Here is a 15,306-nt window from a genome sequence, read left to right on the forward strand (position 1 = left end):
ATACTTTGGCGGAATAATCAGTTAAGTTTATTGATATTTGATTAATTTTGTTCCTTTTTCGGATTTGAAATTGTCATCAAATCAGGTGATTGTCCTATCGCAAAACGATCTGGACGATACATAGATTCAACATAGGGATAAGGAATCATATAATCGCCTGGCGTTACCGCTCTAACTAAATAAACGATACGTTTACGATAGGTATCACGCGCTACATATGTTTGCAGATTAACGGCGGCAACATATCTATCATCTCGATATTCTTGATATTTAATATCACTAATATCCTCACCTTTCATTAAATCAGCTATAGCAGGAATTGATGATAAATTTACGCTACTATTAGAAAGATTTTGATTTTCAAGTTCTAAACCTGCTGGTAAAAAATCAACAATCAATGCATCATTAACCGGTTTTTTAGCCGTTACATCTAGAACTACAACCATCATTGAACCAACCTCTAAAGTTGTTGGTGATATGTTATTACCCTGCAAATCGTAATAGCGTCGACTGATATTAAAGAAATCATCAGGTGACGTTGGTGCTGGTGCTATTTTGGAATAACCAGTAACAGAAAACTTAATATAAAGTGGTTCACCCGATTCTACATTATTAATCGTTAACCCTTGAGCTAACCCATCATAATCATAAGCGTGTGAAAAGGCCGAAGTCACTTCATTAACTTTACCATTTATCGACACGTTGAATTTATGACCAGTGCTATGTTGTTCTAATGACCAACCAGCAATAAACAATGCGTTTAGCTCTTGTGTTGAAAAATAGCGTTTATCATTTAATAACGCCGATAGATTAAATAAATAACTAGCTTGATTATTTTGAGCCATATTGTTATCTAACAGTAAAGAGAGTATTAATGCTCTATCACGTATTTCACTGCCGTAATTACCTAACCAGTTATTATTATACTGATATGGCGTGCTGAAAATTAATGGTATTAATTGTTCATAGATAGGTTGATAACCATTCAATTTTGCAGCAACTGCTAATTGCGCTAAAGGTAGTGGTGAATAGATAAATGATTTATCACTATTAATTTTGTCTGATAAATAATTTATCTCGTTACGCATTGCTGAGGTAATTTTATTTTGTTTAGTTAGCACCATTAATGCATAAGCTTTAATTGACAACTTAGTAAACTCAAGATTACGCGAATCTCCATAATAATTAAGATTATTAAATGCAGATGCATCATAAATATATTGACCTATGCGCGTCATTGCTAAATCAAGCGCTTTATCACTAACTTGATAACCCCGTTCTTTAGCTTGCAATAAGAAGTCAGTTGCATACACAGTCAACCAATGCTCTTCTTCGTTATGGCTATTCCATAAACCGAAGCTGCCGTTACTGCGTTGCATTGATAAGATACGTGAAATACCCAATTGTACTTTTTCACGACGTTTATCATCAGCATCGGTTTGAATGCCTAACTCTGCAAGTTGTTCACTATTGGCATATAGCGATGGGAATAAACCACTGGTTGTTTGTTCCAAACAACCGTAAGGATATGCAAATAATGCTTTGATATATTGAGCAATATTCAAGGGTGGTTGATTAGAGATAACCAACTGCCCAGCAACAGTGTTATCAATTAATCCCGTTAATGCTTGGTCTGGTAATTGCCAACTTTCATTGGCATTTAATGCTGCTACATAAGATCGCGTTGTACCAGCATAGGCTGGTCTTACGCCAATTGACCATGAACGTTCAATGTTAACCTCTGAATTACCTTCGAGTAAAATACCTTTGACCGCTATCGTCACTGAACCTGCACCATAACCATAATCCGCAATTACAGGAATTTGAATAATCTCTTTTTGTTTACTATCAAGTTTAACCGATATCGTTTGTGCTTCATTTTGCTTAATCAAACCCGCGGTTGATACTTCAATTTGCATAGTTTGTGTGCTATCAGTCAAATTATGCACATCTAACGCTAATACAGCGCGATCACCACCAGATAAAAATCGCGGCGTAGATAATTCAACCACAACCGGCGCGGCAACCTTCATTTTTTTATCCGCCTTACCAAAACGGTTATCATCCCATGCTTGCGCCATTATTCGTAGTTCACCATTAAAATTAGGTAAAGGTAAATTAATCTCACCTTCACCTTCGTCATTTAACTCAATGGTATTGAGTTGTTGTGCAACAATTTGAACGTCATTTGACGGTTTTTTCCCGCCAGCGCCCATCGCATCACCACCGAAGCTCATGTTAACATTACGGCCGGTAGCTTCAATTAATTTGCCATAGACATCATAAATATCGACATTATAACGTTTACGCCCTAAGAACCCAGCATAAGGATCGGGGGTGACATAATCAGTAATATTTAACACGCCAGAATCAACTGCTGAAACCAATACAGTCACTTTTTTATCTTTCTGGATAGATGATGGATCCATTTTAATTTTAATCGGCACAACGCTTTCTGGTTGTACTTGTACCGGTGCATCAATTGAAAAATTTAATTGACGATTAGCCGTATCAATCGGTAAATAAAGCAAACCAATTGCGCGTTTGACAGTTTGCACTGAAGCGTCCGTCGACGGGCGAACAATCATGGCACTAATGTAAATATCATGTCGTCCCCATTTTTCAATAGGAATGTCGACATCTAAACCTTCTTCACCCACTGTAATGGCTTTTTTCCAAATGGTGCCATCGTTGGTTTCAAGAGAAATATAGCCAGACCCTGCGACAGGTGCTTGGACATTAACTTTAGCGACATCGCCTGGATTGTAAGATGGCTTATCAATACTTAACTTAACTTGGTCTGGACGTACCGATTTAGTACCTTGAGTATTATCCTCCCAGTCATAACCAGACCAGAATCGAAAACTTGTTACGACTTGAGTGTTAGTATCGACAACTTCAACACGGTAAGACCCATAATCGGTTGGTTGATAGGCTATTTTTGTGGTACTGCCTGGCTCAATCGATAACTGATCTTCCGAAACGACAAACTCCTTGGAGTTGTAACTTTGGCTCCAGCCATCTACATCTGACCACACCCAATAATAATTATAACGCTCACGAATCAGTCTAGCCTTTAATGAATTTGTACCTAATTTTTCACCATGCGTATCAACGTAAGCGATTTCGAATTCAGCATTACTATTTATGTCTACAGTAGGACGCTGTAAATAATTATCGCTATTCCAATCATAATAAGGCGAGTCTTCAAATAATGCTCGAATTGCCGGCATTTTAGGTGCTGGCCAAATAGTTTGCGTTGCATAACGTGTAACCGGCCTACCGCCAGAATCTAGCAAACTAGCTTGTAAAACAACTTTGACAGGCGATTGCGTTTCGGACCAATAAACTTTCTTCACATCAATTTGAGTTAAGCCATCGTTATCTAACTCCAACCCTAAAGAATCTAGATCCTCATATAGATTATCATCAGTAACTGGACCAATTTTAAAATCAGCTAATCCAGCAATAGTGTCGGCTTTCTTTAAATAAAGATTCGCATCTAAGCGATTACCGGATGCAGGTGCGCCATATAAATACCAACCTTTGATATCAAAGGAAACATCTTCATCCTTTAGAATTGGCTCATCAGATACACTGTGAATTTCCATTGCCATACGTTCTGGCAAAAACTCTTCTACTTTGAAGTTCCATTGGCGAAAGTTATCATCACCTAAATTAAAACGAATTGTCCAATTACCTGTTGCGGCATCATCGGGAATAACAAACTGTTGTTGATATAAACCATTGGTATCTGCACGACTTTTTAAATGGAAAGTTTCAACAACTCGACCATTAGTCGATATCACCTCAGCGATGATGGGTTGTTCAGGTAATGGCTGACCATCTGCGTCGCGTAATAGTGCATTGAAATAGACAGTTTCTTTTGGACGATAAAGGTCACGAGGCCCAAAAACAAACAATTGTTTTTGATAAAACGGCGTACCAGATAGATTGAAATCCGTTAAATTGAGTGCGTTTCGATCAATCGTCACAAATGAGGTTTGCTGGCCATCAGTAGCCGTCAATATGTTATAGGCAGAGCTTTTTGTTTTGGTAAATTCAGCATAACCATCTTTATCTGTTGTTGCTGTCAGGTTTTTACATGTTTTGTTACTATTTTCGGTTTGGCATAGCAGTGATAAATTAATATTGGCGAGTGGTTTACCGTTATCTAAACCATGAGCCATTACCGCTAATTTACCATTTTTATAGTGATGAAGTGAAACCCCAATATTACTTATTGAAAATATTGTTGCTGAGTTATATTCATTATAAGTTCCTGCTTGATTAATTACCGCAATATAAACCCCTTCTTGATTGAGTTTAGTAATGTTAGAAAGGTTAACGATAATGGTTTCTTGAGCATTCGGTTTAGGATTAAGATCAAATCTTGAGGAATAAACTAAGTCAGTAAATTCGCTCATTTCTTGCGAACGCCAAATAGATAACATATTAATAAAGCCATAATTATCGATCAAACTGGATAATTTTTCTGGCTTAATTTTGAAAAAGTTTATATCAACTTTGTCAACATTGAGCGTGGTAATAGGCAATCCACTCATGGATTTACTTGGCAATAATAAGCCTGTACTTGCAAAGCCGACTGTTGGTTTACGGTCTTGAGTGGTTATCTCGGTTTGATAAACATCTGATAAATGACTATCATTAATCGCTGATAACATTTTATCAATAGTTAAAACTAATTTACGATTGGGTTGAAGATAACGAAGTTTTAATTCAAGGCCATTATCAGACAACTCCCAAGCGCCATCAACCACACCACTCTCTTTGTCAACCAATCTTAATAAATTTGAAAAATGCAATTTTGGATTGATAGGAACAGAAAACGTCACAACTAAAGTACTTGTACCATCAATAATAACTTCTGAACTATCGATAACTTTTAGGCTTTTACCTTTATATTTTTCAATTAATTCAGGTGTTGGATTAAACGAACTATGAGATTGCGAATTAACATTCGAATTATGCGTAGTATTATCTGTAATTAATTCCGTTTTATTAGTACTTTCTAAATCGACAGTTTTCTCTTTTTGATCGTCACAAGCACATAACGTCAAAAACAAACCTAACACAGCCAACTGTTTTATCAATCTCATTTTTTCATCTAATCCTTACTATTACAGGTAAATATACTTGTTATTTTATTGACGATATTATGTCCTATTGCATAAAAATTAGCAAAGAATCTTTATCAAGATTTTTAGCCTATCTTGAGATAAATAAATTTTTCATATTAGTAAAAAAATTAGCGGAATGAGGTTATTGAAGGAGGCGTATGAGATTTAGAACTTATCATGAAGTCAATAAGCTCTAAGTATCTATATTTTCTAATATTATTCGATAATTAATAACTGATTTACGATGCTTTTATAATTAATTTTTTTAGGATAAAATTCAAAATAATGCCATAAAGCGGTAAAAAGAATAAGCCACAGATAATAATTTTAAAACTATAATCGATAGCAGCAATTTCAACCCAATGCGTTGCCATAAACTCATCGCTCGTTTTATAAAATGCGATCGCAAAAAAGACAATAGTATCAATACCATTACCTAATACAGCTGATGCCGAAGGTGCTACCCACCATGCTCTATTTTTACGTAAATAATTAAACACAGTGATATCCATCAATTGCCCAACTAAATAAGCGGCAAAACTGGCTAAGGCAATACGGAAAACAAAACTGTTAAAATCAGACAAAGCTGAAAATCCCATCCAATGTCCTTCAAAAAATACGACCGAAATGGAATAAGAGAACAGTAATGCCGGTATCATAACAACAAAGATAATTTTTCTGGCAAGGCTAGCACCAAATACCCGAATGGTTAAATCGGTAGTCAGAAAGATAAATGGAAAGGTAAAAGCGCCCCAAGTGGTATGAAAACCGAAGATATCAAACGGGATTTGCACCAAATAATTACTTGAAGCAATAACCAAAATATGAAAAAACGAAAGCCAGCCAAGGGCTTTCATTTGTTGTGTGTGAGTAAATTTGCTTGTTTGCTCTGAATGCGTGTTCAGATACATAAATTTTTCCTTTTTTTAATGGGGTGAGTGAACCCAGTATGTCAATTAATTTGAATGATTAAGGTATTGGTTTAAACCTTTCTCGCGAAGAATGCAGCTAGGACACTTACCGCATCCACCCTCTACCCCATAATAGCAAGTATGGGTATGGTTTCGGATATAATCCAAATAACCTAACTTATCAGCCATTTCCCATGTTTGAGCTTTGGTAAGATACATTAAAGGCGTTTTAATATTAAAAGCGTAATCCATAGCTAAATTCATTGACACATTCATCGATTTGATAAAGATATCTCGACAGTCCGGATAACCACTAAAATCAGTTTCACATACACCAATAATAATATCTTTAATACCGTGTTGTTTGGCATAACAGCCCGCTAACAATAAAAATAACATATTGCGCCCATCAACAAAGGTATTAGGATAATCCCCGTCTTTGGCAGCTTTAATTTCCTGCGCGTCATCAATCAACGCATTATTGGTCGTTTGTTTGATCACTGAAGTATCAATGACGGTTTGTTTCACACCAAGATCTTCAGCAATCCATTTAGCTTTTTCAAGCTCAATGGCATGTCGTTGTCCATATTGAAAACTAATGGTTTCGACGTTTTCACGTCCATAATCTGCAATGGCTTGCAGTAAACAGGTGGTAGAATCTTGCCCACCAGAAAATATCACTAGTGCTTTACGATTTTGCATTTTTAACTGTTCCGATTTGATTTTTTCGACAAAAAATTAGCGATTATCAACTTTTTCAGGATAGAGATCGTGATTAGCCAAACGGTTCATCGCTATCTGTTCCCAATTGGTACCAGCTTTACCATAATTGGCATAAGGATCAATTGAGATACCGCCGCGCGGTGTAAATTTTCCCCAAACCTCAATATATTTAGGATCCATTAACTTAATCAGATCTTTCATGATGATATTAATGCAATCTTCATGATAATCGCCATGATTACGAAAGCTAAATAGATACAGTTTGAGTGATTTACTCTCAACCATCTTAATATTTGGTACATACGAAATATAAATCGTAGCAAAATCAGGTTGACCGGTTATCGGACAAAGACTGGTAAATTCCGGGCAGTTAAATTTAACAAAATAATCATTACCAGGATGTTTATTATCAAAGGTTTCCAAAATATTTGGACAATAGTCAGTTGGATAGCGAACAGATTGGTCGCCAAGTAGTGTAATTTTACTCATTAAATTTTCCTTAGTTTTTTAGCGTGGGAGGTTCACGAACCACGTAGTAAGGCGCACACCTTACTATTTTTAATGGCAAAAGTCTAGGATAATAGCTGTCTAACGCGATGTTAAAAACGCTATCAATATTAAGCTTGATAGCGTGAAGATAAAAAATAAGCAGGTTAGCAATTTATTTAACTGCTACTTGTTGATAATAATCAGCAAGTTTTTGTTTAGCGTCTGCTAATTCTTGTTCGGCTTTTTGTACTTTTGCTTTTAACTTATCAATTTTTTCTTGATCGAACTTTTTACTATCTTTAGCGTATTTTTCAGTTTTTTGAGCTAATTCATTCTTTCTTTCAGCAACTTTATCCGTTTTTTCGGCAATATCTTGCTTATATTTTGACTCTAAATCGGCATTACTACAATGCGTATTAACTTCATCAAGCGCTTTCTCAAGCCCGGTAACTTTATGGCTGTTATTATGGCTTTTAGCTTGTTCAATTTCGGCTTGAATAGCCTGCTTTTTGCTTTCACAAGTTAGCCCTTCAGATTGATGATTTTGCGCAAAGCTGTTCATTGAGCAGGTTGTGACCAAAGTCAACATACTTAATTTACTGACTAACTTTATTACTTTTTTCATATTCATTTCCCCAATTGTTTATTTTCTCAGTTGTATACAATCAACTTTATGATCTTTCCCTTTGGTTAGAATCAAACTTGCTCGTTCCCGTGTTGGCAAAATATTTTCGATCAAATTTAATTCATTAATTTCTCGCCAAAGGCGGTTAGCAATATTCACAGCTTCTTGTTCTGGCAACTGTGAATAATGGTGAAAATAGGAATTAGGATCACTAAATGCCCCAGCTCTAAATTTCAAAAATCGATTGACATACCAATCATGTAATAACGGTAATTGTGCATCGACATATATTGAAAAATCGACATAATCAGAAACAAATACCCGATTGTTAGCTTGAGTATAATTGACTAAACCTTGTAAAACATTTAATCCTTCAAGAATTAAAATGTCGGGACTGTCTATAATAATTTCTTCATTTTCGACAATGTCATAAACTAAATGCGAATAAACAGGCGCACTGACCTGTTTTTGCCCTGACTTAATGTCAGCAACAAAATTAATCAATTTTTTGATATCATAAGATTGTGGAAAGCCTTTTTTATTCATTATTCCACGTTGTTCAAGACATTTATTTGGATACAAAAATCCATCGGTTGTCACCAATGCAACTTTGCGATGTTCAGGCCAACGTGTCAAAAGCGCCTGTAATACTCGAGCAGTGGTGCTTTTACCGACAGCCACACTACCTGCGATACCAATAATATAAGGGATTTTCTGACTTTTACCTAAAAATTTTGATAACACAACCTGCCTAGAAAGGCTATTACTAATATAGTAATTAAGTAGTCGAGATAAAGGCAAATAGATTTCACTTACCTCATCCATCGATAAATCTTCATTAATTCCTTGTAACGAAGTTAATTCTTCGGAAGTTAAAGTCATTGGTACCGCATTACGCAAACTTGCCCACTCTTTACGGCTAAATTGCATATAAGGACTCAAATGATTCTTCATATTTTACTTTTCTCTTTGATGATTAATGCAAAAATAATCGGTTCAGATTATACATAATTCTTATTTTTTACAATCACAAATTAGCATTGATGCTTCATCGTAGCTATCTAAGTGAGTTACTGATAAAATATAAACGTAAAATTTAACTTGAATATAAAATTGAGATTATATGTTAAAAACTAAATCGAAGCTAAAACCCAAAAAAAGCCGTCAAGAAATAAATGAAGAGTCGCGTGAACTGAAACGCAAACGTAAACATAAAGGTTTACCGAGCGGTTCACGTTTTAATGGTCAAGATAATAATCAACATAAAAAACCATCCAATACCATTAAAGATCCGCGAATTGGTAGTAAAAAGCCAATTGCCTTAATTGCGGATGATGCAACAAGCAAACCTGTTTTAGTCAAAGAGTCAAAACCAATAAAAAAACGCTTATCCCCTCAAGAAGAGTTAGAACAATTAGAAAATGATGAAAAATTAGAGCAACTACTTGATTTAGTCGAAAGTGATAGTAAATTAACCAAAGAACAACAGTCATACCTTGATAGCAAACTAAACCGTATAGAAGAGCTGATGCAACAGCTTGGTTATAGTGATGATGATTTTGATGATGAACAAGATGAAGCGAAAGACGATATCGTCAATTTATTAAAACGTCATTAAAAATCGATTAAATGATCATAATTCGACGTGAATGTGATTATAAAGTATTTAAGTCATATCAATTAAAATACAGCGATTTTAATTGATATGACCTTAAAATCGGTATTGTTCAATACAAATCAGCTTAGATAAATAATGAGAACATAATGCCATTACTAATAATGCTTAGTTTATATTTTGGATTATTGATTTGTACGCTACTATTTTTAAAAAAAACCAATCGTATAAAAAATAGAACCAAAATCAAAACTAAACAAAAACCAATTAAAAAAAATCATGGAAATAGCAATGTTAGATGCCGAATTAAATAAAAATAATAATAAAATTCAAACGCAATTATGGGATCAAAGATTAATTGAAAAATATAATTATTCTGGTCCGAGATATACATCATACCCAACAGCGCTCGAATTTAATGAAAATTTTAATGACCAAGATTTTTTAGCGGCTGCCAATCGTTATCCCGATAGACCATTATCGCTTTATGTTCATATCCCTTTTTGCCATAAGCTTTGTTATTTTTGTGGTTGTAACAAACTGATTACCCGCCAGACTCAAAAAGTTACTAAATATTTAAATATACTCGATATTGAAATTGAAAAGCGATCACAACTATTCAAAAACCGTATTGTTTCGCAAATGCATTGGGGCGGCGGTACCCCAACCTTTTTGACCAACGATGAAATTACCCGCCTGATTGTTTCGCTAAGAAAGCATTTCAATTTTGCGCAAAATGCTGAACTGTCAATTGAAATTGACCCACGGGAAATTACTCCTCAAACTATTGATCATCTTGCTAGCCTCGGATTTAATCGACTGAGTATGGGAATTCAAGATTTTAATCACGAAATTCAAAATCTAATTAATCGTGAACAAGATGAAAATCTAATCCGCTCATTAATTAAGCAAGCACGTAAAAATCATTTCCATTCAATTAGCTTGGATCTTATCTATGGATTACCTAAACAAACAGTAGAAAGTTTTACCGAAACCTTAAATAAGGTTATCGATATTTCACCAGATCGATTGAGTGTCTTTAATTATGCTCATCTTCCTAGTCGTTTTGCCGCTCAGCGAAAGATCAAAGATCAGGATTTACCTAACGCTAATCAAAAATTGCAGATTTTACAAACCTGTATCGAAAAATTAACCCAAGCTGGTTATCAATTTATCGGTATGGATCACTTTGCTAAACCCACTGATGAACTGGCAATCGCGCAGCAACAAAATAAATTGCACCGCAATTTTCAAGGTTATACCACGCAAGGTGATGCTGATTTACTGGGACTTGGTGTATCGGCAATTAGCATGCTGGGTGATAGTTATGCGCAAAATCAAAAAGATCTAAAAATTTATCAAAACCAAGTTGAACAAACTGGCAATGGTTTATGGAAAGGCTTTAATTTAAATAATGATGATATTATTCGGCGTGATGTGATTAAACAGCTTATTTGTCATTTTTATTTAGACAAAAAACAAATAGAGCAAAAATTTACTATTCAGTTCGATGATTATTTTGCGCAAGACTTATCGTTACTCAAACCATTACAACAAGATGGTCTGGTCATGATTAGTGATGATACCATTGTTGTACAACCCAAAGGACATTTATTAATTCGTAATATATGTATGTGTTTTGATAGTTATATGCGCCGTATGGCAAGACAGCAACAATTCTCACGCGTGATCTAGTTCACTTTACTCACGCATGAATATTCGATTATCATTACTTATTAATGACTGGCTAAATAGACTTTAAATTTTGTCGTTTGTGCTATCACTTCTACACTTTTAAACGTGTCATTTAAAATCGTTTGATAGGGTAAAAATGAGTTTGCTACTATGCACAAATAACCATTCAATTTTAAATGTTTTTTGGCTTGGCTAATTAAAGCATTAACCGCAGTATAATCGGTCTGCTTGCCGTCATGAAAAGGCGGATTTGATATAATCAAATGGTATTTATCATTCAAATTAGAAAAAACATCACTGGCAACAACACTGGCAGATAAATGATTACTCGCTAACGTTGCTTTGCTTGATTCTAATGCCGCACTATTAACGTCAGACAGTGTTAACGTAATATCAGGATATAATTTAGCAAGCACTGTTGCCAAAATACCCGAGCCACATCCGACATCTAAAACATGTCCTTTAACAATGTCTGCATGTTCCATCAATGCATTTAATAGCAATTCACTACCCGCATCTAACCCTTTTTGGCTAAATACGCCTGGTAAACTTTTCAATTCAATGTCGTGATTATCGATTGTTAAATGATAGCTCAACCACCATTTTTCAAACTCAAAGGCCAAACGATGATCGGCTTGAAAATGATATAAACTGCAACGTCTGGCACTATCTATTTTTTGGATGGAACCAAACTCATTTAACAAAGCTTCAACACTTTTAATTCCTGAGCGGTTTTCGCCGACAATAAAAATATCACTCCCTTTAACCATGTTATGTAATAAGTAAGACAACTGAAACTGCGCTTCACTTTTTGTTTTTGGCCAATAGTAGATGACCGTATCCATGTTTGTGTAAAAGGTAGAATCAGGTAGCAAAGCAAAAAGCGTTTCGACCTTATGGGTGTAATTTTTTAGTCGTAAATAGGTATGAAACTGAGAACAATGAATTTTGATGTTATGCGCCGAAAAACTTGCCGGATAACTGTCTTGAATATCGCCAGCAAAGATAACATTTTTATTGTTAAAGATACTCTCGTGTCGCTCTATTACTTGACTTGCTGGTGTAAAAGCAGATGTTGCCATATTACCTCGATGAAAAAACCTTTATAAATTTAGCCGTTGATTATACAATTAACGTCCCTTAATCTCTAACAAAAAAACACTTTCTTAATCATGACTGAACAAGATTGGTATTTAAAGCAATGTAATATCACACAATATGTTTTGCGTGATGCAGCGGCGTTCAAAGGTGAACTTGCAACACACATTAGTGATGAAATCCGCTTAATTGTTGTTGCAGAACAAAAGCCAACACAAAAAATATATCAGGATATTTTAAATGCCATTAGTCTTAGCACTGAACACGTATTGGTGCTTACGCCATCGCAACTCATTATTCCTGCTAATGAAATAAATAAAGTGGTATGGTTTATTGATATTCAACCAGATGAATCGTGGCAAAATCAGTTAGTGATTCAAACAACGAATTTAGATGCCTTAGCCAATGCACCACAACAAAAACGCCAGCTTTGGCAACAATTATGTCAATATGAAAACTATTTCCATCCTAAACAAGCATGATTTATCAGAAGCTTATGCATTAGAACAACTTTGCCATCCTATTGCATGGTCTAAACAGACGTTCTTCTCTAACCAAGGCGATCATTATTTAAATTTGAAGCTCACGATTAATAACAAAATAATTGGATTTTGCATATGCCAATTAGTGGCCGATGAAGCAAACTTATTTAATATCGCGATACATCCTAAGTTTAGAAAACAAGGATTAGCAAAAGCGTTGCTCAACTGCCTTATTGACAAGTTAACGACAATCAACCCATCTAACCCTATCACCACGCTTTGGTTAGAAGTTCGACAATCAAATAAGGCCGCTATTTTGTTGTATCATTCACTTGGTTTTAATCAAATTACGATTAGAAAAAATTATTATCCAACTACAGATGGTAAACAAGAAGATGCAATCATTATGGCTTTGACATTAGCCTTATAAAACAGAGGAATATAAGAATGCAAAACCATACCGCATTACTATTTGTTAATGGGGAGCCGCCAAAGCACTACCCTAACACTAGCGATAATTATTGCTGTATAGCGGCAACTGACGGAGCATATCATAATTATTTATCATCAACCTCAATCATTCCCAATTATATTATTGGTGATTTAGATAGTTTTCACCGTGATCGCAACACACCAAACACGACTCAAGTGATTCACACGCCTGATCAAAATAAAACTGACTTTGAAAAAGCGATGTTATTTTTAGCCGATAAAGGAATAAAACGCTTTATTGTGTATGGTGCCTGCGGTCATGCTAGTGATCATTTTTTAGGTAACTTATCAGTTGCAAAACAATATCATCAACAATTTGATATCACTTTTTATGATAATTATTGCCATTTCTTTTTTGCTAAACACCAGCAAGTTCTCACCGGTATAAAAAATCGAATTATCTCATTGATGCCTTTTCCAAAAGTAATCAAATTATCTATTGATGGTGTTCAATATCCGCTGACTAATGCAACGTTGAAGTTAGGCGAATTAACGAGTTTACGAAATAAGGCAATCAGTGATTTAGTAAAAATATCATTTAAAAATGGTAGTTTACTTATCTTCATTGAAGATTTACATACAGATGATTGACAACATTATTTACATTACTTTACAATACTTTACACACATTGGCAGAAGAATTATTATAAAAGGATCCTCTCCATGCTTATAAAGAAACTTTCGGTTTTTATTTGCTCTTCATTACTTTCTTGCATGGTTATTGCACAAAATGCAGCAAAAGAGAATAACACAGATGAGATAATTGATTCATTTCTTCAATGCGATAGTCAATTTTTTGAACAGTTAGCTAAAAATAAGAAATATTTTAGCCAATATGCCGACTTAGATTCGTTTGAAAATATTGCCTATATTCCCGTTCAATCAATGGAATATGATAATAGCAATACAACAATGTTGAAAAAACCAATTAAATATAAAGGATTAACAATAGTTGGTTATCAAAACATCTATATTCCCACTACATTATCTGGCAAATTTTATTATTGGGGATTTATCTTTAATAATAATTTAGATGAAGTTAAAAATAATTTAAAAAACCTCAACTGGTTACCTTACAATAATCAAGTCTATATCGCTAATCCTAAAATTTATGATCAAAAAAATAAAGCCCTTCTTTGGCAGGATAACCCATACTCAATTGATATGGTTATTCCACGACTTTGGACGGTTGAAAAATCACTCTATTTAGAAAATATTGCCGATAATCAGAGCCGAATAGCTTGTTCAATTCAAGGCGATATAGAAAAAGATATTCTTTATTTAACTCGCCCAGACATGAAACCCTTAGATGCTAAAATTGAAGCTAAACGTCAAGAAAAAATTAAAGCTTATAAGCTAAAAAAACAAAAAGAGAATGAAGAAAATCTAAAATCTCAACAAAAGAAAGACATGAGTAAAACATCAACAGAAAATAAATCAAAAGGCGGGGATAAGATTTAAATGAAAAAATTATATTTATTATTGATTCTGTCTTCTTTTTCTGCGTTTGGTAATAGTGTCGATACTAAAATAGCACCAATCAATGATACTGTTGACGAAAAAACAACATCAGAGGTAAATGAAATTTTACATAATGAACGCGTTGGTCAGCAATTTATTTCGATAAGTAAATCTAAAGACGACAAATCCACTGGTTATTCATTCATTGATAGAACATCTATTGCCCTCCACCCTTACAACAAACGAATTCGAGTATTTTCGCAAATTGTCAACTATACGCCAGCAATCGAACAAGATAATAGTGATGGTAATAAAATTTCATATCGCTCATTAGTCATTGAACAATTTGCAAATTGTGACAAAATGGAGATGGCTAAAGGAAATATACAGTTATTTGCAAATTACTTCGGCGAAGGTGATTTAATCGGTACTAATGATACTCCAAACCGCTGGGTCGCAATGACAAATAATGACGATGAACTACGCCGATTACTCATTGTTGCCTGCTCTTTACCTATTACTGAATAAATACAGATAACTATTTGACTGCCACTTGATTGTGGCAGGTTAATAG

At 34.6% G+C, this 15,306-nt stretch carries 14 protein-coding genes and 1 riboswitch; of the genes, 7 read left to right on the forward strand and 7 right to left on the reverse strand.

The genetic code is table 11. The features are described 5' to 3' along the window. Nucleotides 1-41 precede the first annotated feature (41 nt). The 6 genes from J3U56_RS02800 to coaA form a co-directional block, all read right to left on the reverse strand. Nucleotides 42-5,120 (reverse strand): alpha-2-macroglobulin family protein, encoded by a 5,079-nt coding sequence (locus J3U56_RS02800; protein WP_267366621.1) that lies wholly within the window; start codon nt 5,118-5,120, stop codon nt 42-44. A gap of 260 nt (nt 5,121-5,380) precedes the next feature. After that, nucleotides 5,381-6,052, reverse strand: coding sequence for a 7-cyano-7-deazaguanine/7-aminomethyl-7-deazaguanine transporter (locus tag J3U56_RS02805; RefSeq protein WP_065633551.1), 672 nt, complete (start codon nt 6,050-6,052; stop codon nt 5,381-5,383). A 45-nt stretch (nt 6,053-6,097) separates the two neighbouring features. Further along, a complete protein-coding gene (queC, locus tag J3U56_RS02810; RefSeq protein ID WP_255307649.1) occupies nt 6,098-6,775 on the reverse strand; it encodes a 7-cyano-7-deazaguanine synthase QueC in 678 nt (225 codons plus the stop codon). Nucleotides 6,776-6,790: 15 nt separating this feature from the next. Next, nucleotides 6,791-7,264 (reverse strand): preQ(1) synthase, encoded by a 474-nt coding sequence (gene queF, locus J3U56_RS02815; RefSeq protein ID WP_065633549.1) that lies wholly within the window; start codon nt 7,262-7,264, stop codon nt 6,791-6,793. A 4-nt stretch (nt 7,265-7,268) separates the two neighbouring features. Continuing rightward, nucleotides 7,269-7,313, reverse strand: a riboswitch (PreQ1 riboswitch). Nucleotides 7,314-7,436: 123 nt separating this feature from the next. Further along, nucleotides 7,437-7,889 carry a DUF1090 domain-containing protein gene (locus J3U56_RS02820; RefSeq protein WP_267366624.1) on the reverse strand — a complete coding sequence of 151 codons (453 nt, stop codon included), beginning with the start codon at nt 7,887-7,889 and terminating at the stop codon, nt 7,437-7,439. An 18-nt stretch (nt 7,890-7,907) separates the two neighbouring features. Next, nucleotides 7,908-8,843: a type I pantothenate kinase gene (gene coaA / locus J3U56_RS02825; RefSeq protein ID WP_267333102.1), complete on the reverse strand. Its 936-nt coding sequence runs from the start codon at nt 8,841-8,843 to the stop codon at nt 7,908-7,910. A 169-nt stretch (nt 8,844-9,012) separates the two neighbouring features. Here coaA and yihI point away from each other — a divergent pair, with 169 nt between their 5' ends. Continuing rightward, nucleotides 9,013-9,507, forward strand: a complete 495-nt coding sequence (gene yihI, locus J3U56_RS02830) for a Der GTPase-activating protein YihI (protein WP_267366626.1) — start codon at nt 9,013-9,015, stop codon at nt 9,505-9,507. A gap of 288 nt (nt 9,508-9,795) precedes the next feature. Continuing rightward, the gene (hemN, locus tag J3U56_RS02835) at nt 9,796-11,199 is read left to right on the forward strand and encodes an oxygen-independent coproporphyrinogen III oxidase (protein WP_267366628.1); all 1,404 of its coding nucleotides are present in this window, start codon (nt 9,796-9,798) and stop codon (nt 11,197-11,199) included. Between the two features lie 41 nt (nt 11,200-11,240). Here hemN and rsmC read toward each other — a convergent pair whose 3' ends face one another. Next, nucleotides 11,241-12,281, reverse strand: coding sequence for a 16S rRNA (guanine(1207)-N(2))-methyltransferase RsmC (gene rsmC, locus J3U56_RS02840; protein WP_267366630.1), 1,041 nt, complete (start codon nt 12,279-12,281; stop codon nt 11,241-11,243). Between the two features lie 90 nt (nt 12,282-12,371). Between rsmC and J3U56_RS02845 the strand changes: the two genes are divergently transcribed. The 5 genes from J3U56_RS02845 to J3U56_RS02865 all read left to right on the forward strand — a co-directional run bounded on the left by J3U56_RS02845 (nt 12,372) and on the right by J3U56_RS02865 (nt 15,260). After that, nucleotides 12,372-12,779: a DNA polymerase III subunit psi gene (locus J3U56_RS02845; RefSeq protein ID WP_267333106.1), complete on the forward strand. Its 408-nt coding sequence runs from the start codon at nt 12,372-12,374 to the stop codon at nt 12,777-12,779. Next, nucleotides 12,748-13,209 carry a ribosomal protein S18-alanine N-acetyltransferase gene (gene rimI, locus J3U56_RS02850; RefSeq protein ID WP_267333107.1) on the forward strand — a complete coding sequence of 154 codons (462 nt, stop codon included), beginning with the start codon at nt 12,748-12,750 and terminating at the stop codon, nt 13,207-13,209. Before J3U56_RS02845 ends, rimI begins: the two co-directional genes overlap by 32 nt. Nucleotides 13,210-13,226: 17 nt before the next feature. Further along, complete coding sequence (locus tag J3U56_RS02855; protein ID WP_267343826.1) at nt 13,227-13,862, forward strand: thiamine diphosphokinase; 636 nt, start codon at nt 13,227-13,229, stop codon at nt 13,860-13,862. Between the two features lie 72 nt (nt 13,863-13,934). Beyond that, a complete protein-coding gene (locus J3U56_RS02860) occupies nt 13,935-14,732 on the forward strand; it encodes a hypothetical protein (protein ID WP_267343825.1) in 798 nt (265 codons plus the stop codon). Further along, nucleotides 14,733-15,260: a surface-adhesin E family protein gene (locus J3U56_RS02865; protein ID WP_267366632.1), complete on the forward strand. Its 528-nt coding sequence runs from the start codon at nt 14,733-14,735 to the stop codon at nt 15,258-15,260. The last annotated feature ends 46 nt before the right edge of the window (nt 15,261-15,306 follow it).

This window comes from Gilliamella sp. B2824 (assembly GCF_026536245.1).
In the GTDB taxonomy this organism is placed as follows: Bacteria; Pseudomonadota; Gammaproteobacteria; order Enterobacterales; family Orbaceae; genus Gilliamella.

Excerpts from the sequence above, each read along its gene's own strand:
- J3U56_RS02800 (WP_267366621.1), bottom strand. The coding sequence starts at position 5,120 with ATGAGATTGATAAAACAGTTGGCTGTGTTAGGTTTGTTTTTGACGTTA.
- J3U56_RS02805 (WP_065633551.1), bottom strand. The coding sequence starts at position 6,052 with ATGTATCTGAACACGCATTCAGAGCAAACAAGCAAATTTACTCACACA.
- queF (WP_065633549.1), bottom strand. The coding sequence starts at position 7,264 with ATGAGTAAAATTACACTACTTGGCGACCAATCTGTTCGCTATCCAACT.
- J3U56_RS02820 (WP_267366624.1), bottom strand. The coding sequence starts at position 7,889 with ATGAAAAAAGTAATAAAGTTAGTCAGTAAATTAAGTATGTTGACTTTG.
- coaA (WP_267333102.1), bottom strand. The coding sequence starts at position 8,843 with ATGAAGAATCATTTGAGTCCTTATATGCAATTTAGCCGTAAAGAGTGG.
- yihI (WP_267366626.1), top strand. The coding sequence starts at position 9,013 with ATGTTAAAAACTAAATCGAAGCTAAAACCCAAAAAAAGCCGTCAAGAA.
- hemN (WP_267366628.1), top strand. The coding sequence starts at position 9,796 with ATGTTAGATGCCGAATTAAATAAAAATAATAATAAAATTCAAACGCAA.
- rsmC (WP_267366630.1), bottom strand. The coding sequence starts at position 12,281 with ATGGCAACATCTGCTTTTACACCAGCAAGTCAAGTAATAGAGCGACAC.
- J3U56_RS02845 (WP_267333106.1), top strand. The coding sequence starts at position 12,372 with ATGACTGAACAAGATTGGTATTTAAAGCAATGTAATATCACACAATAT.
- rimI (WP_267333107.1), top strand. The coding sequence starts at position 12,748 with ATGAAAACTATTTCCATCCTAAACAAGCATGATTTATCAGAAGCTTAT.
- J3U56_RS02855 (WP_267343826.1), top strand. The coding sequence starts at position 13,227 with ATGCAAAACCATACCGCATTACTATTTGTTAATGGGGAGCCGCCAAAG.
- J3U56_RS02860 (WP_267343825.1), top strand. The coding sequence starts at position 13,935 with ATGCTTATAAAGAAACTTTCGGTTTTTATTTGCTCTTCATTACTTTCT.
- J3U56_RS02865 (WP_267366632.1), top strand. The coding sequence starts at position 14,733 with ATGAAAAAATTATATTTATTATTGATTCTGTCTTCTTTTTCTGCGTTT.